Consider the following 25402-nt stretch of genomic DNA (forward strand, 5'->3'; position numbering starts at 1 on the left):
TTTAAAAATGGTTGAAAATCGTTAAATTCGTATCCCTCGAAACATCATTAATAACGCATTAACGAAAGAAACAAATGGCATTTGATATTGAAATGATTAAAGCGGTTTATTCAGTAATGGGAGAGCGTGTAGAAGCTGCTCGAAAAATATTGAATCGACCATTAACGTTAACAGAAAAGATCTTATACTCACATTTAGAGCAAGGGTCCGCTACAGAAGAGTTCATTAGAAGTAAATCTTATGTAGATTTCAAACCAGATAGAGTAGCGATGCAAGATGCTACTGCTCAAATGGCTTTGTTGCAGTTTATGCAAGCAGGTAAGAAAAAGGTAGCAGTACCCTCTACAGCACATGCGGATCACTTGATTCAAGCAAAAATTGGAGCAGATAAAGATCTACAAGAATCGTTGAACAAGAACAACGAAGTGTTTAACTTTTTAAGCTCGGTTTGTAATAAATACGGGATTGGATTCTGGAAACCAGGATCAGGTATTATTCACCAAGTAGTTCTAGAAAATTATGCATTCCCAGGTGGAATGATGATTGGAACCGATTCTCACACAGTAAATGCTGGTGGATTGGGTATGATTGCAGTTGGTGTTGGTGGTGCTGATGCAGTAGATGTAATGGCTGGAATGCCTTGGGAGCTTAAATTTCCAAAATTAATCGGGGTTAAATTAACTGGACGATTGAACGGATGGACTTCTGCAAAAGACATTATTTTGAAAGTAGCAGGAATTCTTACCGTAAAGGGTGGAACAGGTGCTGTAGTAGAATATTTTGGAGAAGGAGCTAAGAATTTATCTTGTACTGGAAAAGGAACCATTTGTAACATGGGCGCTGAAATAGGCGCAACTACTTCTACTTTTGGTTACGACGATTCTATGAGAAGATACTTAAAGGCGACAGGAAGAGCAGATGTTGTTGCTTTAGCTGATGAAGTAGCTGGTCATTTGACTGGTGATGATGAAGTATATGCTGATCCAAAGAAGTATTTTGATCAAGTGATTGAAATAAATCTAGATGAATTGACTCCACACGTGAATGGTCCTTTTACTCCTGATTTAGCTACTCCAGTAGCAGAAATGAAAGAAAAAGCGGCTGCAAATGACTGGCCAACTGATATTGAATGGGCTTTAATTGGTTCATGTACTAACTCTTCTTATGAAGATTTAACGCGTGCGGCATCAATTGTTGAAGATGCTTTTAATAAAGGTGTTAAACCAGTTTCTAAATTGGGAATCAACCCAGGTTCTGAACAAGTAAGATTTACTGCAGAAAGAGATGGGTTGATGGATACTTTTAAGAAATTTCCTTCAGTAACTATATTTACAAATGCTTGTGGCCCTTGTATTGGACAGTGGGACAGAGCAGGTGCTGAAAAGAAAGAGAAAAACTCAATCGTGCACTCGTTCAACAGAAACTTTTCTAAAAGAGCTGACGGAAACCCAAATACACATGCTTTTGTAACTTCTCCAGAAATGGTTGCTGCAATTGCCATTAGTGGTCAATTAGACTTTAATCCCATAACGGATTCATTAACGAATCAAAAAGGTGAGAAAGTAAAATTAGCTGAGCCAACAGGAATTGAATTGCCAACGAAAGGATTTGCTGTTGAAGACAACGGATTTCAAGCTCCAGCTGAAGATGGAAGCGGCATTGAAATTAAAGTTGCTCCAGATTCAAACAGATTACAATTACTAGAGCCTTTTTCACCTTGGGATGGAAACAACATTACAGGCGCAAAATTATTAATCAAAGCATTTGGAAAATGTACGACTGACCACATCTCTATGGCAGGCCCATGGTTGAGATATAGAGGTCATTTAGATAACATTTCTGACAACTGCTTAATTGGTGCTGAAAATGCTTTTGGTGGAGCTTCTAACGAAGTAGTGAATCAATTGACTGGCGAAAAAGGTGCAGTTCCTGCAACCGCTAGAGCATACAAAGCAGCAGGCGTTCCTTCAGTTGTAGTTGGAGACCATAATTATGGTGAAGGTTCTTCTAGAGAGCATGCAGCAATGGAGCCAAGACATTTAGGTGTTTGTGCAGTTATTGTAAAATCATTTGCTAGAATACACGAAACAAACTTGAAAAAACAAGGAATGTTGGGATTAACTTTCGCAACTGAGTCTGATTACGATAAAATCCAAGAAGCTGATACATTTAACTTTATCGACTTGAAAGATTTTGCACCAGACAAGCAATTGACATTAGAGTTAGTTCATGCTGATGGCTCAAAAGAGCAAATCAAATTAAACCATACTTATAATGCACAACAAATTGGATGGTTTAGAGAAGGTTCAGCATTGAACATGATTAAAAAAGCTAATGCTTAAACCGTAACATTAATAAAATTGAATCCTCATCTTTCTAAAAGATGGGGATTTTTTTTGTTTTGCTGACTAATTCTCACAGATTCCACTATCTTTATAGATTCGGTATAATAATTGAATAAGACCTCAAAAAAAACATTATGAAAAAAATTATTTACACTATTTTTTCCCTTTTGGCAATCAATAGCTTTGCCCAAGAAAACCTAGTCCCAAATCCAAGTTTTGAAGAAGTAGAAAAAAAAATTAAAGAAGCTGGTGAAATAGACCTCGCATATCCATGGACTTCTGCTACGTTAAAAAAAGTAGATTTATATAGTGAGGATGCTAAAAACAAAGAATTTGGTGTTCCAACAAATGCGTATGGAGAAGAAAAAGCACAAGACGGTAAGAACTATGTTGGTTTGAATATTTATGGATACAGAGGTCGAGCACCTAAAGGTTACCTGCAAACAGAATTAACAAAGGAATTAGTAGCTGGAAAAAAATATTGCATGAAGTTTTTTGTCAGCTTTTCTGATCGATCTAAATATGCGACTAACAATATAGGTATGCATGTTTCTACTGAAGCAATCAGCTCGACTAATGAAGGTGACTTAAATTTCAAGCCACAAATCATGAAATTAAAAAACAGCCCTATTGAAAAGCAATTTGATTGGGTGCCAATTTGTGGATTATATGAAGCGACTGGTGGAGAGAAATACATTACAATAGGGAATTTCATGAGCGAAGAGAATACTTTAACAGAACGTGTAAGACAGTCGAGAGAATTTTCAGGTGCTCAAATTATGGACGGATACTATTATTTAGACAATGTATCTGTAATAGATATGGAAGGACAAGATGCTGAAACTTGTGTTTGTGAAAAAATAGCAGGTGGTAAATTGGAAACTGAATTCAAATCATTCTCTACTACTGAGAAAGACAAAGAAATTAGCAAAGCAGAAAGTAAAGTATTTGTAAATTCTGATGGAACTACCGCTAAGCCTGGAGCGAAGACTGCGACAGCATCAGCAAAAAAAGAATACAGTCCGATTGACCAAATCATCAACTTTGAAGATGGGTCTAAAGACATCGAGATGGAAGGCGAAGTAACGTTGGATCAGATTGTAGATTATTTAAAGAAGAATCCAAAAAAGAAGCTAAAAGCAATAGGTCACGCAAATAAATCAGAATCCAATGCTGAAAAATTAGCTAAGGGAAGAGCATTTGCGATTAAAAAGTATACCGACTCTAAAGGTTTGACCGGTAGAGTTGTTTTAGATTTCAGTATTGAAGAACAAACAAAACCTGAGAACAGAAAGGTAACTTTTGAATTTGTAGATTAAATAAAATGATTTAATATTGATGGCTGTAGTCAAATGATTACAGCCATTTTTTATTTTTATTAAAATGAAAGCACATATTGTTTTTGTACTTTTTCTCTGTTTTACTGTTTCAGGTTTTGGTCAAAGTGATGTAAAAATCGACTTGGAAAACTTTGACCAATTAGAAATGGAAGCTCAAGTCATGAAAGCCATTAATGACTATAGAAAATCAAACAAAATTCCTGCAGTTTTACAAGATGAGATACTAGATGCTGCTTCATTCGATCAAGCAGAGTACAATCAGAAAAACAATAAAGAAGCACATTCTCAAGACGAAGTGGTAAAAGAAAATGTGCAAAAAAGAGTTCGATTTTATAAAGGATTGCACTACGAAATGGGAGAACTCATTTACATTGCAACCATTGGTGCTCCAATAAAATCTATGGGTTCTCAAGAAACTTTTGTGATAAACACCTACGAAGATGCCGCAAGAGCTGCGCTAAATCAATGGCAGAAAAAAGAGGATACCAAGGAGATTTTAGATGACAAGACCTACTTCAATGCTGGTGTTGCCGCGAGTTTTAATGCAGAACGTCGAGAAATTTCAATTGTAAGTGTTTTAGCATCTGCCCCATTTGAATTGAAAGAAAAAAAGGATAGAGAGGATGATTATGGTTTAGTAGAATTCAATAAAACACTTTGTGATCTATTTAATCGAAAAAATAGCTACTTGCCCGAATTACTATCTGATAAAGTGTTCGTTAAAGATGGAATAATCTACCTTGAAAACAGTGATCGGGAATTGTTAGCAGAAATTTTAGCAGATGGTAGAGATGGATTTGCAATTGATATTGTAAGTAAAGACCAGTTTGATTGCAATGGAGGAAATAAAATCTATCCGAGCAATATTCATTATGGATTATTACTTCGACCAATAAAAGCTTCGTCGGTTAATTTTAAAACACCTGAAGGAAAATACTTGGATAATATTGAGTTGGGGGAAATGCCAACTTATTTTTCTGAAAAAGATGTCAATTTAAATCTTTTGGTTTTTAAAGAAGGTAGTGTCTGCAACTACATTCCTCAAACGAAAACCATGGCAAAAAATTTACATTGGCTAGAGCCACAATGGGAAGTTTTTGAGAGCAATACGGACGAAGCAATATTCTATCATAAACGTGAATTCAAAACTGCTCAAACTGAAAAAGTAACTGCTCTATTAGATTCACTCAAAAGCGCCAATGTAAATTTATCCGACCTTTCAATTTCTATCACTTATAACGATTTAACTCCATTAGATAGCGTAAAAATTAAATCCAATTACCTAACAAAATCCTCAGAATTAATTAAAAAGCCAAAAATTACTATCAGAAATACTTGGAATGAAATTGAAAAATACATTTCAAATAGAAGTATTGGTTTGGACGTTAAGAGTGTTTCTAAACCTGAAAAGGTTGAGCTACTAAATGCAACAGAAAATGAAGACGAAAAAGCGTTTTTTGCCTCTTCTCAAGTTACAACTGTTACATTTGGTTTGAAAGAAAAAACAGCCACTAAGCCGACCAATAGTTTAATCAATGAATACAAGCAATCGGTAGCCTCCAATCAAATAAAGAATGCATTGATTATTCAATTGGATTTAATTGAACGAGCAAAAAACAATGACGATGCTGCAAAAGATGCAATTTCTGTTACAAAAATTGAACAGATTAAAGAAAATTTGGCCTTAATTTCAAATACGGCAATAGCTAAGCACCAATTGGAAAATAAAAAAGTATTGGCTGCAAGAGAAAATTTGAGGCGTACTTTACTAGGTCTGTATTTAGTAGACAAATCCAATCCAATCATAAGCTATAACTTGTGTTTATCTGTTTTATACCAATGGGAACTGAGTAAAAAAGCGCCGATCACTCCTGAGAAATGGGAAGAATATTTTAAATCGGCGAGTCTTGATTCTACTGTTTCTGAAGAAAAATTAATGCGGTTGAATACCAATTTCTATTTATTATCTGCAGACTATTATTTTGACAAAGGAGACATCAGAGAACGAAAGAAAAGTCTGCAAAGCGCCTATAACAGTATAATGGCTGTAGAAAACACAAAAGATGAAATGCTGGCTTATGCTCAATATTATATGTTTCAATTACAAATTAATTGGGCTGCCACCATTTTAAAGAAACAACTCTCTATGGCCTTTGACAGCGAGATAGCTGCCAATTTAATTTCCCTTTCTGCTTATCCTGCTTCTGAAATCACGGATACGTATCGGAGCGAATTGTTAAACAAAATCCAACAATCTGATCCAAAACTTTTTTGTGATTTATTCAAAACTAACGCCGCCCACTTTCTTTACCTGAGGGATGAATTGACCAAAAATAACTGGTGTACTAGATGTCAATAAACTTTTAGAATTATAGATGATTAATTCATTTTTGAAGTCTATAGTAAAAGCTTAAATTTGCATCCTTTAAAAGGAAAGATTCGGTGATGAATAATCACTCCAATATTATAATTTAAAACCCTTATGGCACAAAAAATCATTTATACTGAAACGGATGAAGCTCCGGCATTAGCAACCTATTCATTTTTACCAATTGTAAAAACATTTTCTAAAGCAGCAGGAGTCGAGGTGGAAACTAGAGACATATCATTGGCTGCTCGTATTTTATCGGTTTTTCCAGAATTTCTTTCTGAAGATCAAAAAGTAGGAAATGCGTTGTTAGAGTTAGGTGAATTAGCTAAAATGCCTGAGGCAAACATTATCAAATTACCAAACATAAGTGCTTCAGTACCTCAATTATTAGAAGCCATAAATGAATTACAATCTCAAGGCTTTGCAATTCCTAACTATCCTAAATCAGTTGTAACAGATGAGGAAAAAGACATTCAATCGAGATACGACAAAGTAAAAGGTAGTGCTGTAAACCCTGTACTAAGAGAAGGCAACTCTGACCGTCGTGCTCCAAAGGCCGTGAAAGAATATGCCAAAAAACACCCTCATTCTATGGGTTCATGGTCAAAAGATTCAAAATCGCATGTAGCGACTATGGGTAAAAACGATTTCTTTAGTAATGAGAAATCAGTGACTTTGACAAAAAAGGATGACGTTAAAGTTATTCTAGTTGGCAAAAATGGAACTGAAGAAGTTTTAAAGTCAAGCATTCCAGTTTTAGAAGGTGAAATTATTGATGCTACTTTTTTAAGTAAAAACGCATTGATTAAATTCTTAGAAGAACAAAAAGCAGACGCCAAAGCAAAGGGAGTTTTATACTCCTTGCACATGAAGGCGACGATGATGAAGGTTTCAGACCCAATCATTTTTGGACATGCGGTAGAGAGTTTTTTCAAGCCAGTATTTGAAAAGTTTGGTGAGGACTTTAAATCGGTTGGAGCAAACGCAAACGATGGACTAGGAAGTATTTTATCAAAAATTGATCAACTTCCTGCAGATAGAAAAACTGCAATTGAAGCGGCAATTGATGCTGAAATTGCTAATGGTCCTGAGATGGCGATGGTAAATTCTGACAATGGAATTACCAACCTGCATGTACCTAGTGATGTCATTATTGATGCTTCTATGCCAGCAATGATTCGTACTTCAGGACAGATGTGGAATGCCGCAGGTAAGCAACAAGACACGAAAGCAATAATTCCAGATAGTAGTTATGCAGGAATTTATGATGAAACTATAAAATTCTGTAAAGAGAATGGTGCTTTTGACCCAACAACTATGGGAACAGTTCCTAACATTGGTTTGATGGCTCAAAAGGCTGAAGAATATGGCTCGCATGACAAGACGTTTGAAATTAAATCTGACGGTATTGTTAAGGTGATTTCAACTGATGGCTCCATTTTGATGGAACACACTGTTGAAGCCGGAGATATTTGGAGAATGTGTCAAGCGAAAGATGCTCCAATTGAAAATTGGGTAGAGCTAGCAGTGTCAAGAGCTAGAGCTACAGGATGGCCTACGATCTTTTGGTTGGATGAAAATAGAGCACACGATGCTCAGGTAATTTTGAAGGTAAATAAATACTTAAAAAATCACGAAACTAATGGTTTAGACATTCAAATTATGTCGCCTGCTGCTGCAACAAAGTATACCTTAGATCGAGTAAAAAAGGGAGAAAACACCAACTCTGTTTCCGGAAACGTATTGCGTGATTATTTAACTGACCTCTTCCCTATTTTAGAATTAGGTACAAGTGCAAAAATGTTGTCTATCGTTCCTTTAATGAATGGCGGTGGTTTATTTGAAACAGGTGCTGGAGGTTCTGCCCCTAAGCATGTAGAACAGTTTGTGGAGGAAAATCATTTGAGATGGGATTCTTTAGGGGAGTTTCTTGCATTGGCGGTTTCTTTAGAGCATTTGAGTGAAAAGAACAACAACAAACAAGCATTGGTTTTAGCGAATTGTTTAGATGCAGCCACAGGCGAATTCTTAAACAATAGTAAATCTCCATCTAGAAAAGTTGGTGAATTGGACAACAGAGGAAGTCACTTTTATTTAGCACTTTACTGGGCGAAAGCGTTAGCAAATCAGAATGAAGATACTGACTTAAAAGCAAAATTCACTGAGATCGCGAAAGCATTGGAAAGCAATGAATCGAAAATCGTTGAAGAGCTAAATAGTGCTCAAGGTGTTAAAATTGATATGGGAGGTTATTATCACCCAAACAAAACATTAGTTTCTAAAGCTATGCAACCTAGTGCAACACTAAATGCTATTTTAGAGAAAGGAGTATAACATTTTTTATAGAATAATTGAAAAGCCAAGTCGATATGACTTGGCTTTTTTTAGTTCAAAAAATAAGCCAATGCCTCCAAAGGTTTCCACTTATGTGGAATTATTTCACATTAATCAGTTCTAAAAAAACTCGAAATAAACTCAAAATTCCATACAATAAAAAGAATATGAGATAATTGTATAATTTTTAATGTAAATTTTATCGAGAGGAACAACTGTTGTTTTATAGTTATAAACCAATAAAACTTAAAACTATGAATGGTATTATCAATTTATTAATAGTTCTTTTAATCATTGGATGGTTAATTGGATTCATCGGTTTTGGAGCTGCAGTTGGCAGCTTAATACACATATTATTAGTGTTAGCTATAATCGGAATTCTTTTCAGATTAGCTACAGGAAAAAGATTATAAAAAAGATCACCTATTACAATTATTCGAAAGGTCAATGTTTACTGCATTGGCCTTTTTTTGCTTTCCCAAGCAACTATTAGCAATAGTTTCATATGTTAATTTAGATAGAGCCATCTCCATTCATTCAAAGAATTGAGATGGTTTTTTATTTATAAATCTAGTAGACGTTTTGGGTCGACTCCTTGTCTTTGATTTAGAAACAAGTATTCACTAAAAACCAACTGCTATGAAAATATTTATACTAACCCTAGGTTTATCTTTTCTCTCCACTCTTGGAATTGGCCAAGACTACTGGAAGTATTACAATTCTGATGACGGATTAATTCAAGACTCAATTACCCGACTGGTGATTGAAAACAGCCAAAGTATTTATTTGGGAACCAATGCTGGACTTTCTCATTTCAATCAAGGAGCTTTCACCAATTACACCACTGCTAATAGTGGATTAAATACCGACAAAATATTGGACATGGAATTGGGAAATAATTTATTGTTCCTGCATACTGATAGCGGCATCTCTGTTTTTGACGGATTAACTTTTACTAACTACACTTCTAAAAACGGATTACCGTCGAATGAGGTGAAAGAGATTCAAGTAACATCAAATGGCACTTTGTGGATTGGAACCACGACAGGAGTAGCAAGTTTTGATGGGGCACAGTTTACTCAGTATCCCAACAAAGTAGCTTATTCGTTAGGGGTAGATTCTGCTGATCAGATATATATTATTACTAAAAGGGTCGTATTTGGAAAGGACTCAACAAATAATTTAGAAATTTTTGATGGAATTACTTGGAACAGTTATAAGATTTTCGATACCGATTCAACAGCACTTATTTTTCAATCTAAGTTTAAGTTATTAAATAATGGCCAACTAATAATTAGCAGTCTTTATCCGAATCCCTTTTATTTTGTTCAGCAAAATGTGATTACTAAATTACCATTCCAGATTAATCACTCTCAAAGAGAACCAAAAAATGCAGATCAATTTCAAACTGATCAAACAGGGAAATATTGGGTAGGATATCAAATGGAAGGAAATTACTATGCAAGTATTTATTCAGGGAATTTAACCGATTTAAAAAGACATTACTTTAATCACACAATCGAAAACATCACTTCAGTAGAGACAGCTAACAGTGCCATAGCATTTGGGACTGACAATGGGTTTTACATCGCAACTATAGATGTTGAAATCGCACAGGCAGTATATGACTTCGATGTAAATAACATTAATACAAAAATCTCTAGTAGAGGTCCTGTTTTTAACAATCCACTTTTTGGAGTTGCATCATTCGAATTTCCAAAAGGCAATGTAACACATGGAATTTATGGAGCCAACTTTATGGTTTCGGCAAAAAAAGCCACTTCCTCAACTTTTGATGCACACCCCATTATACCTTTTGAAGAAGATTTCTATATAGGTCCAAAGAGTAATAATACTGAAGTGACCAGAAGTTTTATGGCTAAAGTTTCTAAAACTGAAATTTTGACTCACATTTCACAGTCTAATAATTCCGGATACCAAATGCCAGATGGAATTTTAAATTGGCCTGCAATTGGGGACTCTTCCTTGAATGAGCCTTTTGATTTGGCTCCATTTGTGGATGTCAACTCCAATGGATGTTACGATCCAATCAATGGAGATTACCCTGTAATAAAGGGGGATGAGGCCATCTATTGGATCAACCGTCCCAATGACACTTCCGCTTTAAGTGATTTAGAGTATCACAATATGTTGTATGGATTTAATGACCCAAACGATCCTTTAATTAATCAAACTGTATTTCTAGAGCGAACTATTGTGAACAGAGCTAATGTGGCTTACGACTCCATCAAAGTTGGCTTCTGGATGGATATTGATTTAGGGTACGCATCTGATGATTATATGGGTTGTGACAGCATAAACAACATCATGTATGGGTATAATGGTGATTCACATGATGAAAATGCCGGTGGTCAAATTGGGTTTGGGTTAAACCCTCCTGCATTAGGAGTTAAGTTTTTAAGCGACTCCATGGACAATTTTGTTTTTAATACTACTGGCAGTGCAGACAACGGGGACATGCGCAACTCAAGTGATGTGCACAACTACCTCAATGCAAGATGGAAAAATGGACAACACATTACTTATGGTGGTAATGGCTTTAGAGGGCCAGGAGCAACTACAATTCCAACAAATTATATGTTGACAGGAGATCCTGTTGCCAACACTGGTTGGTCAGAAAAAAACATTGGAAATTCTCGAGGAGACCGAAGAGGGTTGGCTGCCATCCCCTACTTTTCTCTACAACCTAATGAACGGAAAACAATCTCTTTAGCGATTGGATATGGATTTGATTCTACTTCTACTGGTCAAAGTTATTTAAATGCTGTTCCTGCAATGATCAATTCCTTGAATCATGCCAAAACGGTTTATGTCAATATGCAAGTTCAGCCTGGTATTACAGCTAGTAATTTCAATTGTCCAATTATTCGAATTGGTGTTAAAGAAGAAGGGCTAGCTGACTCTGACATTACTATTTACCCTGTTCCTTCAAATGGTATACTCACCATTTCATCTGACGAAGTAATGAAAAGCCTTCAAGTAGTTGATGTAAGTGGATCAATAATAATGGAAACCGATTTAACCTCAAAAGGATTGGTACCAACTATTCAATTCTCCAATTCAATTAAAGACGGGTTCTACTTTTTAAGAATCCAACGACAAGATAATTCTTGGGAAACCAAAAAAGTAATTATAGCGAAGTAGTTTTTTTAATAATAATTGGTTTTAGTTTCACCTCAATTCTTCTTAGAAGGATTGAGGTGTTTTTTTAATTTATTTACCATTTTTTATTCTCTCTTTGAAATAGGATATCAATAACTTTGAACTTCAAAACGAGTGAAATGCAGAAAATATATTGCATCCCGGGATTGGGTGCCGACCATAGATTATTTAGCCGATTAAATTTGAATGCTGAATTGATCCCAGTAAAATGGATAGAAGCTATTCCAAGTGATACTCCTTCATCTTATGCCACTCGATTATTGGATCAAATAGAAGATGAAAATCCAATTTTAATGGGCGTATCCCTAGGTGGAATATTAAGTGTAGAAATCAGCAAATTAATTCCTGCTAAAAAACTATTCTTAATCTCTACTATTAAAACAAAAAAGGAACTCCCTCCCTACTTTTCGTTAGTTGATCATTTACCATTTGACATTTCTAAAGCGGCTAGCTGGTTTAAGAATTATGGGGGTATGCTAAAGCCAATTTATAATCGGATTACCAAAGAAGAATTAGAACTATTCAATTCCATGCTTGCAAAAACTCCAGATGAATTTATGAATTGGGGCGTACGCGCAGTTTCTCATTGGGATAATGAGAAAATTGAGGCCAACTACTTCCACATCCATGGGTCGATGGATTTGGTCTTTCCAAAAAAGTGGGTGAAAGATTATACAGAAATAAAAAGTGGGTCTCACTTTATGGTGGTCGATAAGGCCGATCAAATTAGTGTTCTAATCAACAAGGAATTAGAAAACCTAAAATAAAAAAAGTCCTTTTAACTGACTTTCATCACTCAAAAGGACTTTAAACTATTGATGAATTGATGCCTATTTTAAAGCATCTATCGCTTTCATTGCATTGTCGTAATTTGGTTCATGAGTAATATCATCTACCAATTCACTAAATGTAATTTTATTGTTTTGGTCAACCACAAATACCGCTCTTGCATGTAAGCCTTTCAATGGTCCTTCCATCATATCCAATCCGTAAGCTTTTGAAAACTCATGGTATCTGAAATCAGATGCATTCGTTACATTTTCGATTCCCTCAGATTCACAAAAACGTTTCATAGCAAAAGGCAAATCTTTTGAGATGATTAATCCTTCAATTCCTGCGCGTTCTTTTAACTGACTGTTAAATTGTCTCGTTTCCATTTGACAAACACCAGTATCTAAACTAGGAACAGCAATTAAAACCTTTACTTTATTCTTCAAATCGGATAATTTCCCTTCAGAAAGATCTGATTTAACGTAAGTAAAATCCGGAGCATTGTCTCCAACTTTTGGCAAGCTACCTGCCAAATTCACTTTATTTCCTTTGAAATTTGTAGTATCCATATCTTCTATTTTTTATTGCTGTAACAAGTTATTTTATTTCTAGTTCACGAAATTAATCAATTATCTTTTGCTAATTAGTAAGAAATGTCGCTTTGCTGAAAGTGAGAAAAATCAGTAATGATTACATTTGAATATGAGATCTGAAAAAGTAACATTTGAAAATAAGAACAACCAAAAGATTGCTGCAATTATTGATTGGCCAATTCATAAGCGACCAAAAGCTACTGCACTATTTGCGCATTGCTTTACATGTTCAAAAAATCTTACTGCAGTCAAAAATATTAGTAAAGGCCTAACCTCGGCTGGATTTGCAGTATTGCGATTTGACTTTACCGGATTAGGTGAAAGTGAGTCCACAAATTTTGAGACAAATATTGACGACTTAGAGTTAGCAGCAAATTTTCTAGCCGAGAAGATAGAGGCTCCAAAATTATTAATTGGCCACTCACTAGGAGGAACAGCAATTCTTCATTCTGCAAAAAAAATTAAGTCGGCAAAAGGGATCGTTACTATTGGTTCCCCCTTTCAACCAAGTCACGCAACTCAGCTTTTTAAAGAAAGTGTTGAAGAAATTAAAACCAATGGAAAAGCAAAGGTCTCTATTGGTGGTCGACCTTTTACGGTAAATGCAGAATTACTAAAATCTCTCAATGAGAATGATAGTAAACAATTCATTGAAGAATTAGACCAAGCATTGTTGGTACTTCATTCTCCCCAAGATAAAATTGTAGGCATTGAAAATGCAGAAAAAATTTACAAAACGGCAAGACATCCAAAGAGTTTTATTTCACTAGATGGGGCGGATCACTTGCTATCAAACAAGGAAGACTCAACTTATGTAGGTGAAATAATTGGGAGTTGGGTAAATCGCTATTTAGTCATTTCAGAAGATAAGGTTCTGGACACCCAACATCAAGCAGCGGCACAAACCAATGCAAATAATTTAACTACTGAAGTGATTGCAGATGGACACCCGTTAATTGCAGATGAACCATTAAATATAGGAGGCAATGATTTAGGTCCCAATCCTTATGGCTTATTATCAGCAGCATTGGCAAGTTGCACCACGTTAACATTACAACTTTATGCCAAACAAAAAAAGTGGGATCTACAAGTAGCAACTGTTCATGTAAATCACAGCAAGAAAGATGATGAAAACACAGGCAAGAAAACCGACCATTTTGAACGAATTTTAGACTTAAAAGGTGATTTGAATCAAGAGCAACGGTCTAGATTATTAGAGATTGCAAATAAATGTCCGCTCCATAAAACATTGCATAGCATTTCAAAAGTCGATACTAGTTTATTGTAATCATAAAACATCTGCAATGCCAAGGGTTTGTTAAGAACGAACTGTTAATAAGTATGTGGTTTTCAACAAATGTTGATAACTATATTTTCTATTTTTATCCACAGGTAGAATTATATCCACAATACTATGAGCAAGAGAATTACAACCATCTTACTACTATTTTTATTTATTACTTCAAGTGTTATTTCTCAAGAGGTTATAGGCAAAAAAGAAGAGAAATTGTTAATGCAAAAAGGAGAAGCTTACTATAATGATGAGTATTATCAAACTGCAGCTACCATTTTTGAAAGACTAAATAAGACCAATCCTGAAGATTTGTATTATAAATTAATGGTAGGAATCTGTTATACTTTTATCAATGATAAAAAAGAACAATCATTAGACTATTTGTTGGATGTTCAAAAAAACAACCCTGAGTATGTTGATGTATATTTCTTTATTGGAAGAGCTTATGCCGTTAACCACCAATTTGATAAAGCAGTAAAAAACTTCAATAAATACATACAATCAAGTCAGGTATTACCTGAAGATAAAGTAAAAGCACGATTATTTATTGAAAACTGTAAAAATGCAAAAACCATAGTTCCTGACAGTTTAGAACTAGTAATTGAAAACATTGGACCACCCATCAATACTAAGTTTGAAGAATATGTTCCGATCATTACTCCTGATGAACGACTTTTAATATTCACTTATAGAGGAGAGAGAAGTGTTGGAGGAAGAATGGACAGAGCGGGAAATTCCGATCCAAATGGGGAGTATTATGAGGACATTATGATTTCTTATAAAAGAGGCGATGAATGGTCGGAGCCTATGAGTATCGGAAACAATATCAACACCCGAAAACATGATGCAAGTATTGCTCTTTCTGCCAATGGTAGAAAGTTGTTTACTTACAGAAGTAGTAATAAAAACGAGGGAGATATTTACTTGAGTGAATTAGAGGATGGCTCATTTACTACACCTAGACCATTAAACTCTGAAATAAATTCAGAAGCATGGGAAGGAAGTGCTAGTTTGACAAGTGATGAGAGGACGCTCTATTTTACAAGTGAAAGAGAAGGTGGATATGGTGGTAGAGATATTTACAAAGCAGAATTATTAGACAATGGAGACTGGGGCAATGTTATCAACCTAGGACCATCTATTAACACTCGATATGATGAGGATGCTCCATTTATTCACCCAGATAACAAAACCTTATATTTTAGCTCTAAAGGTCACAACAGCATTGGTGGATATGACATATTTTATACGTATAATGATGATGGGGTGTGGGATTCACCAGAGAACATTGGTTATCCTGTGAATACGATAGAGGATGACAAATACTACGTCCTAACAGCTGATGGAACAAGAGGGTATTACTCTTCAGCAGGAAAAAGCGACTCTTACGGAGGAAATGACATTTATGTTGTTAGCCCTGGTCATTTTGGAAAGCGACCAATATTGGCATTAATCGTTGGGGTAACAAAATTAAACGGAAAAGCAACTGCAGCTGAAATAACTGCAACTGATGCGGCAACAGGAGAATTTGCAAATCAAACAATTTCTGACGATCAATCAGGAAAATTCATGATTTCTTTGATTCCAGGAAATAAATATAAAATTGCGATTGAAATCGAAGGAGCTAAAACAACCTACGAATACATCGACGTGCAGTCTGTAGAAACATTTGTACAGGTAAATCATAATATTGATCTATACAGTGAAGACTATACAGAAGTGACTAAGGTTGAAAATGAATCCAAAATCAATCCTACGTTACAAGAAAAATTAATGGAGCAGATCACTCGAATTAAGGAATTTGCGAACGACAGCATTGAATACGAAAAAATTGACTTGAACCAAAGAATACAGAAACTAGAAAGATACAACAAAGAAGTAGCTGAAGATAACATTAATGATGAAAACACCACTACCGGAGGTGTAGTTCCAGCCGGAAATAAAGAAATTGCAGGTCTTTCGTTTAAAGTTGAAGTAGGAGCTGTAAAAGACACCAACGACTTTAAGCTAGCAGACTTAGAGAAATATGGTAAAATTTCAAGAAAGCTTTATGACGATGGTTACTACAGATACACTTTTGGACGTTTTGAAACATTAGAGCATGCTGAAAACTTTAGAGACATGATGGTAGAAAAGGAGCCTACAGCCAAGGATGCTTTCATTACTGTTTTTGTATTCGGAAAACGTAAAACTGTTGATGAATTTACAGAGGAGTATACATTAGAAGGTTTAGGAAATGAAGTTGAAGAAGTTGAAACTTTTGTTGCACCCGACCTATCAACAACAGCAACAAATGTAGAAATTAAGAAAGCACAACCAATCAAATCTAGCACAGAGATTACAATGCCTGATGATGAAGTAGCTGAAGAAGTTGAAACCAAAGAGGAAATTAAAAAAGAACAACCAATCAAATCCAGCACAGCAATTGTAATACCTGATGAGCAAATGACTGCTGATGAAAAGAAAGCTGAAGAGAAAATGAAAATAATGACTGACCCATGCGACAAATACACTATGGAGGCTTTTACTGCATTTATTCTAAAAGACATTGACAAAGAAGAAAACTATAAGCGTTTATTGAGCTTAGTAGGACCTATTTGTCACCCGGATTTACATTTTGAAGTTCAAATTGGGGCATACAGAAAACCAAACAATTTCAAGTATGACAAACTATTGAAATTCGGTAACCCACAAATCAGAAACTACCAAGACGAAATTACTCGTTTCACTCAAGGTGAATTTAAGACATTCTATGATGCCGAAGGTTTGAGACAAAAAGTAATTACAGAAGGAACTACTGATGCTTGGATTACACCATTCTATAAAGGAAAGCGTTTATTAATGCAAGACCTAGTAAAAGGGAATTATGAAAGTGCTTTAGGGCTTAATTAAAAAACCGTTCATTAAAGTTTAATAAATAAAGCTTGTGTGTAGCACGAGTAATGGCAGTATATAACCACCTTACATATGCTACATCTATCATCTCTTCGGTGAGGTAACCTTGGTCAATAATCACATTTTTCCATTGCCCGCCTTGAGATTTATGGCAAGTTATCGCATAAGCAAACTTGATTTGCAACCCATTATAATACGGATTCTTTTTTAAGAGTTCGTATTTTTTTTTGCGGTTTGGCTCGTCTGCATAATCCTCTAATACTCGCTCATATAGTAATTTAAAATCAGCTGGCTCTAAAGCTGGACTCTCAGATTCCAAAGAATTCAAAAGTAGTTTAGTTTCCACTAAAGGTTCATCGGGATAATCTACTAGTCGAATAGTGGCATCCACAAATCGAAACCCATACATTTCCTCTGTATTCCCTAACCGCATCACTTCAGCAATGTCTCCATTGGCAATAAAACCCGCTTTGGATTTTTCATCTAACCAGAAGTAATTGTTTTTGACAATCATGATGTATTCGCCAGTTGCTATTTCATCTTCCATCCATCGGATGCGTTGTCTGATTTGGCCATTAAATAAATTGGCGCGCTTATTCGATCGACAGATAACTATCGAATTATCTTCACCATCACTTCCATAGCATTCGTTTAGGACATCTTCCAACTCATCTCCTTGCAGCTGAAAAACATCGGAATAACCTTCCAATTCAAATTTGATATTAAAATCGTCAGTCAATAAAGCCAACCGCAATTTAGTCGCATTATATAAGATACCTGAGTCTGTTTTTTGCCGAACCACTTCTTTTAATTCGGCGCCTTTTAACTCTATGGGATAAGCGGATTTTAAAAACTTAGGCTCCAAAGCCGGACTTATATCCATCCCAACTGGAGGCAACTGTGCAGTATCTCCAATAAAAATCAATTTACATTGATGGCCACTAAAAACAAATTCCATCAAGTCGTCGAGTAAGCTACGACTGGTTCCAAATCCTGAATTAGACAATCCCCCTCCATCTGAAATCATGGAGGCTTCATCTACAATGAAGATTGTATTTTGCGCCTTATTCGCCGCCAGAACAAATTTTGAAATGCCATCAGCAGATGTTTTCGATTGATAGATGGCTCTATGAATAGTAGACGCACGTTTATTCGCAAAGTTAGAAAGCACTTTTGCAGCCCTTCCTGTAGGGGCGAGTAAAACGGATTGCAATCCAATCTTCGGCAATGCTTTTACCATGGCACCCACTGTGGTCGTTTTTCCTGTTCCGGCGTATCCACGAATTATAAATGCCCAGTTATTTTCCTTTTCATCAATAAATCGACTCATCCGATCAATTAACACGAGTTGGTCATTGGTAGGAGTATGTCCCATCTGTGAAATAAAAAGGGAAGAAAAAGCGTTGGGCATGTGAGATATATTTCAGGACGAATAAGCGATAAAGGTAAGACAACTATTAATGATTTTTTAATTTTGCAACACCATAAAAAATAGTAGTTTTGTAAGGCTTTGAAAAAAGCATTTTGGGATATTTTCGTCCAAAATTTAAAATTTAACAGTTAAAACATCATAGAAAAATGAAAATCGCAATTCAAGCAGTACTTCTTATAGCAGCCGTTGTGCTTGCATACTTTGTTTACAATAGTGTAAATAGCCGAATTGAATTTGAGAAAAAGTTAGAATACAGAAAAGGTGTAGTTGTAGAAAATTTAATTCATCTTAGAACTGCTCAAACTGAATTTAAAACAGAGAAAAAACGCTACGCTAAAACGTTTGATGAATTATTTGGATTCATTAAATACGACTCCCTTACTATGATTAAAGCGGTTGGGAATGTACCTGATACTTTAACTGAACAACAAGCAGTAGAAATGGGAATCGTGGTTAGAGATACTACTAAGATCCCAGCGATTGAAAGAATTTTGGTTGGAATGAATATTGACTCATTAAAATATATCCCTTTCTCAAGTGGAGAAATTTTCAAAATTGATGCGGGTCAGATAGAAAAAAACAAAGTGAATGTTAATGTTTTCGAAGTATCGGCTAAATATGGCCAATTTTTGAAAGGACTAAGCACGAAGAACGAAAACATCGATTTAGAAAACGACCTTAAAGTAGGTTCTATGGAAGAACCAACCACAAGCGGAAACTGGGAATAAAATAACCTATGGCAGGATCAAATCAGCCTGTATTTCATCAGTTCGATCAGTCAAAGATTGACGACAATAAAACAAATTACCATCTATCACTTCAACTAAGTATAGATGGTTTTTGTTTTGCACTTTTCCACATTGATGAGAAAAGGTATATTGGTATTGGAGAATATCAGGCCTATTCCAATCAATCAATGGAACCAAGCATGATCAAGACCATATTGCAATCGGAACCATGGTTAAAAGGAAATTTCAAATCAGTAAGCTGCGCATTTTATAGTCAGAAAAGCACCTTAATGCCTTCTCCTCTTTTTGATGAGCAAGAAATTAGAACTTACCTTTCACTTCATGCGGATTTAGTACACGAAGATGAGCTATATTCCAATGCACTAATACATACGCCAATTCGCAATTGCTTTGCTTTACCCAAAAGTTGGAGAGAATTAATCATTGAGTATTTCCCAAATGCTAAAATCCTGCATATCGGCACTACGCTTATTGAAGCCACTATTCAAAGAAAAACCAATGGGATTGAACTCCTTTTACATTTTCAGGGTGGCCAATTTAATTGTGTAGTTACCAATAATCATAACCTATTATTTCACAACAGCTTTAATTACCAGACTTCAGAAGATGTGATCTACTATTTACTGTATATCATGGAGCAATTAGGATTAGATCCCAATGCAGTAAAGGTTAACTTATCTGGAAGTATTGTAAATGATTCAGCCATTTATAAATTGTTATATAAATACATCTTGAATATAGATTTTATTGATTTGCCTACTTCTGTTGACTATGCAAAACCAATTCAGTTGGCCGACACTCATCGTTTTTATCCATTAATTCAACAATACCTGTGCGAATAATCAGCGGAATATATCGTGGAAAAAAGTTAATCGCACCCAAGAATTTACCAGTTCGACCGACTACCGACTTTGCCAAAGAAGGGTTGTTCAACATGCTAAACAATCGAATTGACTTTGAAGGAATAGCGGTACTAGACCTTTTTGCAGGAACAGGAAACATTTCTTTTGAATTTGCTTCTCGTGAAGCAGAATTGATTACCGCTGTTGATGCCGATAGAGGTTGCATCAATTTTATTCGTAAAACAGCCGATGATTTAAAAATCAAACAAATTCGCCCCATTCGAGGAGATGTTTTTGATTTTGTAAAGAAGAATTTTGGACAGTATGATGTTATTTTTGCTGATCCTCCATACGGATTAGCTGGTTCTGAAAACTTGCCCACAGAAATATTAAAAGGCAAACTGTTAAACCAAGATGGACTGCTAATTTTTGAACATCCCAAAGAACTTAAATTTGATGATCATCCCAATCTAATTTTGAATCGTAAATTTGGGAATGTGAACTTTAGTTTTTTTGAGCATAACACCGACTAATTATGAAAATAGCTGTTTTTCCAGGTTCATTCGATCCCATCACTCTAGGTCACGTTGATTTAATTGAACGAATTGCTCCGTTATTTGATAAAATCATTGTAGCGATTGGATTTAATAGCAATAAATCGAGTGGAATGTTTGACTTAAAAGAACGTCAGTCATTTATTGAAAAGGCATTTTCATCGAATCCAAATATTGAAATTGCTACTTATGAAGGATTAACAATCGATTTTTGTAAAAAGGTGGGTGCTAAAACCATCATTCGTGGGTTACGAAATACAGTTGATTTTGAGTTTGAAAAATCAATTGCACAGATGAATAAGGACCTTTCGCCAGAAATTGAAACCTTGTTTTTATTCACTGCTCCTTCTTATTCAGCAATAAATTCATCAATTGTGCGTGATATAATTCGAAATGGAGGAAACGCCAATCAGTTTTTACCGTTTGAATTATAATTGATTTCTATGCTTAAATTTTTTGCTTCATTTTTTCTCTTATTCTCGGTAGTTTTCGGCTATTCTAGTGAAACCGTTATTCAAGGCTCAGTAAAAGGTTTTGATGGCAAAACCATCCGACTGACTACCATTACAGACTACATTACAAGCGCTGAAGAAAAATTAGGCACTACAGTGATTAAGAACAATCAATTTAAATTTGAATTGGAAACGGATGAAGTGATTCAAATCAATTTAACCATTGAAGATAAATCCACATCCTTTTATATCGCAAAAGGAAAAGTATACAACATTAGCTTGAACTATGATGAAGAGTGGAATCGAGGAAAAATCTATGACAAAGAATTGAGTTTAAGTTTTAGTTTCCCACAACCAGACGACATCAATCAACTGATTAAAAAATTCAACAATGAATACTCTTCTTTTTTTGAGAAAAATGCAGTATTAATGGCCAATAGACAAGCCAACAAGCAGATAGACGCCTTTGTAAAAAAGATAAACACCAATGAAACATACAATCAAAATGAATTTATAAAAACATATGCTACATATGTTTGCGCAAGTTTGCAAGATGCATCGTTTTACAACAAACAGAAATTGACGGAAACTTACTTTCAGAATGTCCCGATCCAATACGGACACAAAGAGTACATGCTCTTCTTTACGCAGTTTTACGACAACCATTTTAAGAAATTAATATTGGGGAATAAAGGTTCAGAATTGTTGAAACTATTGACATTGGAAAATGATTTAAAATCGGCGAACAAATACATTCAGCAACAATTAAAAGTTAATAATGAGGCTTTTGCAGAATTGTATTTATTATACGGAATTTATGACATCTACTTTGATAAGGTTTTCAATCAGAAAAGTGCTTTTTCTATATTGAATCAAATCTCAAAAACTGGTAAAACAAGAGAGAATCAACAAATAGCGAGCAACATCTTAAAAAAGCTTAGTTATTATGGCACGAATAACGTGGCTCCAGCATTTAGTTTATACAACTCAAACAAAGAATTAATCGAACTGAAACAATTCAAAGGCAAATACATTTACTTGAATTTCTGGGCCAGCTGGTCATTGATTTCAGTAAAGGAAATGCAAATCATTAAAAGTTTACATAAAACTTTCGGTGATAAAATTGAATTTATCAGCATCAATTTAGATGATAATTTTGAGGATTTTAAATCGACGCACAATCGATTCAAGTACAACTGGACATCTCTTCATTATGGTAATCAATATACTGTAAAAGAAAATTATCAAGTATACACCATCCCTACCTATATCATTATAAATCCTGAGGGAAAGATTGAAAATAATCAGGCAGAAAACCCTGAAACAATTGGCGACTACTTATTTAAAATTACGCGTTAAGGCTTTTTAATAATGCTTCTATTGAGGCATACGTATTTTGCGACACCATTTCCATCTCTGCAGCAGAGATCCATTCTACTTTTTCTATCCCTTCTTCCGTTTGAGGTGTTAGGTTTTGATCGTGAGAAACCCTCATTTTAAACCAAAATGTTGGTTTTAAAATTTGTCGACCTTTCAACCAATATATGTGATAGGTTGTCATCAACTGTTCTTCCAGAATGATATTGGTCAATCCACACTCCTCTTCTACTTCTCTCACTGCTGCCTCATCCACTTTTTCACCCCGTTCAATTTTTCCTTTCGGCAAATCCCATTTCCCGAGTCTTAAAATGAAAAGCAATTCATTTTTTGGATTATAAACAACGCCACCAGCGGCAGCCACTATTTCAAATTGGTCCTGAAACGATTTCCAAACCAACTCTATATCATCAACTAAATAGACCAAATGAATCGCATGCTCAATACTTTTCAATAATAGTACTGATGGCTCTAATTCTTCTAAAGAACTAAACCTAATATAGATAAGATTAGCATCTTTTTTTTGATTCTTTTCAAACTGTTGAAAAGTAATGGAGGACTGATTAATAAAAACTTGATACATTTGCCAATATGAATGCTACGAATGACACTGCTTTAAAAGTTGCAGAATTTCTGCTACAAATAAAAGCAATAAAATTGAACAATGCAGAGCCCTTCACTTGGGCTTCAGGCTGGAAGTCGCCAATTTATTGCGACAATAGAAAAACACTTTCTTACCCTCCTATTCGGACATATATTCGTCAAATTTTTGTCGAAAAGATTAGAGAGGAATATGGTTCACCTGACGTAATTGCCGGAGTGGCAACAGGAGGAATTGCACTTGCAGCATTAATTGCCCAAGAAATGGAATTGCCAATGATTTATGTTCGTTCTTCATCCAAAGGTCATGGATTACAAAATCAAATTGAAGGAGTAATCGAAAAAGGCCAAAAGGTAGTGGTGATTGAAGATTTGATCTCGACCGGAATGAGCAGCTTAAACGCAGTGGAAGCTTTGAGAGCATCTGGAGCAGAGGTTTTAGGAATGGTCGCTATTTTTACTTACGGTTTCGAGGTAGCGATAAATAACTTCAAAGAATACAAATGCTCATTAGCTACATTGACAAACTATGAGGCGCTATTAGAAGTTGCTGTAGAAACTTCTTACATTAAAAAACACGAAATTTCTTCATTAAAAGATTGGAGAGAAAATCCTTCCATCTGGAAACAATAAGACATTATGAAAATAGAAACAGCAAAAGTTACTTCTCAAAATAGCCAAAAAGCATTGTTTGATTTTCTTTCAGACTTAAACAATCTAGAGCAATTGATGCCAGAAGGGAAAATCGAAAATTGGAAATCGGATAAAGACAGTTGCGAATTTGGCATTAAAGGCATGGCATCTATTGGATTAAGAGTAATTGATAGAAAGCCAATTAATGAAATTAATATTGAATCTTTCGGGAAAGCTCCATTCAAATTCAAACTAAATATTTTAGTTGAAGAAGAATCAGCAGGGAGCTCAAAAGCGCAGATGGTGTTTGATGGTGATGTCAATCCGTTTATGAAAATGATGATTGAAAAACCACTAAGCAACTTTTTCAATATGTTGACTACTAAAGCAGGAGAACTTAAATTATAAATTTAAGTTCTTTTAAGCCATATTCGAAAACATCCCCTAATTCATTTTCTAGCACAATATTGCCGTAATTTTTTACACCAATTATTTTAGCCTTTATTACTTGGTCGTCCTTTTCATAATACGCCCACTCATTATAATTCAATAATTTTTGCTGGTAAGCGTCGTCAATTTCAAAGTATTTTTCTGCACGAAGCATCAAATACCATTTCTCCATACATCCCAAAATTGACTTTAACAAATAACCCGTATCCACAGTTTCACCAGCCTCCATTGCTAAAGAAGTAGCGCTCAACCCGTACATACCAAAATCCTCTTCATTGATATTGACACCAATACCAACAATAGAGTGCTCAATTTCTTGGCCGCGGATAGAGTTTTCTATTAAGATTCCGGACACCTTTTCTTTACCTAGATAGATGTCGTTGGGCCACTTAATTTTCACGTTAAAAATCGATAGTTTTTCAATTGCTTCAACAATACCAATCGCAATTACTTTACTCAAGTAAAACTGCTTCTCCAAAGTCAAAAATCTAGGATATAAAATTAGACTAAAAGTCAAATTCTCACCATCACCAGAATACCATCTTGTGCCCATCTGCCCCCTTCCTTCGGTCTGAAGTTTTGCATTAATGACGGTACCTTCCACAACTTTTTGTTTTTTTAACATGCGTTGTGCATACAAGTTGGTTGAATCAACTTCGTCAATTTCTATGAGTTGGCCTCCAAAGAATTGCCTATCTATCATAATACAAAGGATTTGAAGTAGGCAATATTAAGTGTTTCTATACTTAAATTTGTTACTTTTGTGAATTAATTTTATAGCTCATAATGACGAAAAAAAGAATTGTAGGAGAATCAGAATTGTTGACAGAAAATATCATCAAAGCCATACAAGAAAAAAAAGGAGACAACATTACTTGTCTTAATCTAAAAAATATAGACGCTGCTGTTACTGATTACTTTGTAATATGTGATGGAACATCCAACACGCAAGTATCAGCAATCAAAGATTCCATAGAAAAAGAAGTAAGAGAAGCTATGGGCGAAAAGCCTTGGCATATAGAAGGTACGAATAATGCAGAATGGATTTTAATGGACTATGTAAACGTAGTGGTTCATATCTTCCAGAAAGAAACCAGAGACTTTTTCAATATTGAAGGTTTGTGGGCAGATGCAGACATTCAGAGAATACCTAGTTTAAATTAAGATTTTTTTCTAAAGAATCACTA

21 protein-coding genes are annotated in these 25402 nt (G+C 35.1%); 17 read left to right on the forward strand and 4 right to left on the reverse strand.

Annotated features, from left to right (window positions below; genetic code table 11):
- The first annotated feature begins 74 nt into the window (after positions 1 to 74).
- The 7 genes from ACTB0X_RS16780 to ACTB0X_RS16810 all read left to right on the forward strand — a co-directional run bounded on the left by ACTB0X_RS16780 (position 75) and on the right by ACTB0X_RS16810 (position 12340).
- On the forward strand, positions 75 to 2342 hold the full coding sequence (locus ACTB0X_RS16780; protein WP_463026192.1) for an aconitate hydratase: 2268 nt from the start codon (positions 75 to 77) through the stop codon (positions 2340 to 2342).
- Positions 2343 to 2479: 137 nt separating this feature from the next.
- Positions 2480 to 3664, forward strand: coding sequence for an OmpA family protein (locus tag ACTB0X_RS16785; RefSeq protein ID WP_463026193.1), 1185 nt, complete (start codon positions 2480 to 2482; stop codon positions 3662 to 3664).
- 64 nt (positions 3665 to 3728) lie between these two features.
- Positions 3729 to 6044 carry a CAP domain-containing protein gene (locus ACTB0X_RS16790; RefSeq protein ID WP_463026194.1) on the forward strand — a complete coding sequence of 772 codons (2316 nt, stop codon included), beginning with the start codon at positions 3729 to 3731 and terminating at the stop codon, positions 6042 to 6044.
- Positions 6045 to 6167: 123 nt separating this feature from the next.
- A complete protein-coding gene (locus ACTB0X_RS16795; protein WP_463026195.1) occupies positions 6168 to 8390 on the forward strand; it encodes an NADP-dependent isocitrate dehydrogenase in 2223 nt (740 codons plus the stop codon).
- Between the two features lie 254 nt (positions 8391 to 8644).
- Positions 8645 to 8803 (forward strand): lmo0937 family membrane protein, encoded by a 159-nt coding sequence (locus ACTB0X_RS16800; protein WP_463026196.1) that lies wholly within the window; start codon positions 8645 to 8647, stop codon positions 8801 to 8803.
- A 226-nt stretch (positions 8804 to 9029) separates the two neighbouring features.
- Positions 9030 to 11555 carry a T9SS type A sorting domain-containing protein gene (locus tag ACTB0X_RS16805; RefSeq protein WP_463026197.1) on the forward strand — a complete coding sequence of 842 codons (2526 nt, stop codon included), beginning with the start codon at positions 9030 to 9032 and terminating at the stop codon, positions 11553 to 11555.
- A 137-nt stretch (positions 11556 to 11692) separates the two neighbouring features.
- Entirely contained in the window at positions 11693 to 12340 is a 648-nt protein-coding gene (locus ACTB0X_RS16810) for a hypothetical protein (protein WP_463026198.1), read from the forward strand.
- 63 nt (positions 12341 to 12403) lie between these two features.
- Here the strand turns inward: ACTB0X_RS16810 and tpx are convergent, their stop codons facing one another.
- The gene (gene tpx / locus ACTB0X_RS16815) at positions 12404 to 12913 is read right to left on the reverse strand and encodes a thiol peroxidase (protein ID WP_463026199.1); all 510 of its coding nucleotides are present in this window, start codon (positions 12911 to 12913) and stop codon (positions 12404 to 12406) included.
- Positions 12914 to 13046: 133 nt separating this feature from the next.
- Here tpx and ACTB0X_RS16820 point away from each other — a divergent pair, with 133 nt between their 5' ends.
- Positions 13047 to 14225, forward strand: a complete 1179-nt coding sequence (locus ACTB0X_RS16820) for a bifunctional alpha/beta hydrolase/OsmC family protein (RefSeq protein WP_463026200.1) — start codon at positions 13047 to 13049, stop codon at positions 14223 to 14225.
- A 126-nt stretch (positions 14226 to 14351) separates the two neighbouring features.
- Entirely contained in the window at positions 14352 to 17123 is a 2772-nt protein-coding gene (locus ACTB0X_RS16825; protein WP_463026201.1) for a hypothetical protein, read from the forward strand.
- Here ACTB0X_RS16825 and ACTB0X_RS16830 read toward each other — a convergent pair.
- On the reverse strand, positions 17116 to 18537 hold the full coding sequence (locus ACTB0X_RS16830) for an ATP-dependent DNA helicase (protein ID WP_463026202.1): 1422 nt from the start codon (positions 18535 to 18537) through the stop codon (positions 17116 to 17118). The two genes, ACTB0X_RS16825 and ACTB0X_RS16830, sit on opposite strands and share 8 nt — an antisense overlap.
- 167 nt (positions 18538 to 18704) lie before the next feature.
- On the opposite strand from ACTB0X_RS16830, the gene ACTB0X_RS16835 reads away from it, so the two are divergent.
- Genes ACTB0X_RS16835 through ACTB0X_RS16855 form a run of 5 tightly spaced genes read left to right on the forward strand, consistent with a single transcriptional unit; the run spans position 18705 to position 22514 of the window.
- The gene (locus ACTB0X_RS16835; protein WP_463026203.1) at positions 18705 to 19286 is read left to right on the forward strand and encodes a hypothetical protein; all 582 of its coding nucleotides are present in this window, start codon (positions 18705 to 18707) and stop codon (positions 19284 to 19286) included.
- An 8-nt stretch (positions 19287 to 19294) separates the two neighbouring features.
- Positions 19295 to 20149 carry a DUF3822 family protein gene (locus ACTB0X_RS16840; RefSeq protein WP_463026204.1) on the forward strand — a complete coding sequence of 285 codons (855 nt, stop codon included), beginning with the start codon at positions 19295 to 19297 and terminating at the stop codon, positions 20147 to 20149.
- Positions 20140 to 20682: a 16S rRNA (guanine(966)-N(2))-methyltransferase RsmD gene (rsmD, locus tag ACTB0X_RS16845; RefSeq protein ID WP_463026205.1), complete on the forward strand. Its 543-nt coding sequence runs from the start codon at positions 20140 to 20142 to the stop codon at positions 20680 to 20682. Before ACTB0X_RS16840 ends, rsmD begins: the two co-directional genes overlap by 10 nt.
- 2 nt (positions 20683 to 20684) lie before the next feature.
- The gene (gene coaD, locus ACTB0X_RS16850) at positions 20685 to 21137 is read left to right on the forward strand and encodes a pantetheine-phosphate adenylyltransferase (RefSeq protein WP_463026206.1); all 453 of its coding nucleotides are present in this window, start codon (positions 20685 to 20687) and stop codon (positions 21135 to 21137) included.
- 9 nt (positions 21138 to 21146) lie between these two features.
- Positions 21147 to 22514 carry a redoxin domain-containing protein gene (locus ACTB0X_RS16855; protein ID WP_463026207.1) on the forward strand — a complete coding sequence of 456 codons (1368 nt, stop codon included), beginning with the start codon at positions 21147 to 21149 and terminating at the stop codon, positions 22512 to 22514.
- Here the strand turns inward: ACTB0X_RS16855 and ACTB0X_RS16860 are convergent.
- Positions 22504 to 23115, reverse strand: coding sequence for an NUDIX hydrolase (locus ACTB0X_RS16860; protein WP_463026208.1), 612 nt, complete (start codon positions 23113 to 23115; stop codon positions 22504 to 22506). The two genes, ACTB0X_RS16855 and ACTB0X_RS16860, sit on opposite strands and share 11 nt — an antisense overlap.
- A gap of 8 nt (positions 23116 to 23123) precedes the next feature.
- Between ACTB0X_RS16860 and pyrE the strand changes: the two genes are divergently transcribed.
- Both pyrE and ACTB0X_RS16870 read left to right on the forward strand, forming a co-directional pair.
- Positions 23124 to 23765 carry an orotate phosphoribosyltransferase gene (gene pyrE / locus ACTB0X_RS16865; RefSeq protein WP_463026209.1) on the forward strand — a complete coding sequence of 214 codons (642 nt, stop codon included), beginning with the start codon at positions 23124 to 23126 and terminating at the stop codon, positions 23763 to 23765.
- A gap of 6 nt (positions 23766 to 23771) precedes the next feature.
- Complete coding sequence (locus ACTB0X_RS16870; protein ID WP_463026210.1) at positions 23772 to 24173, forward strand: hypothetical protein; 402 nt, start codon at positions 23772 to 23774, stop codon at positions 24171 to 24173.
- Here the strand turns inward: ACTB0X_RS16870 and ACTB0X_RS16875 are convergent.
- Complete coding sequence (locus ACTB0X_RS16875; protein WP_463026211.1) at positions 24163 to 24918, reverse strand: biotin--[acetyl-CoA-carboxylase] ligase; 756 nt, start codon at positions 24916 to 24918, stop codon at positions 24163 to 24165. The two genes, ACTB0X_RS16870 and ACTB0X_RS16875, sit on opposite strands and share 11 nt — an antisense overlap.
- 83 nt (positions 24919 to 25001) lie before the next feature.
- On the opposite strand from ACTB0X_RS16875, the gene rsfS reads away from it, so the two are divergent.
- Positions 25002 to 25379, forward strand: coding sequence for a ribosome silencing factor (rsfS, locus tag ACTB0X_RS16880; protein ID WP_463026212.1), 378 nt, complete (start codon positions 25002 to 25004; stop codon positions 25377 to 25379).
- The last annotated feature ends 23 nt before the right edge of the window (positions 25380 to 25402 follow it).

The sequence above is a fragment of the Acidiluteibacter sp. genome (assembly GCF_055129545.1).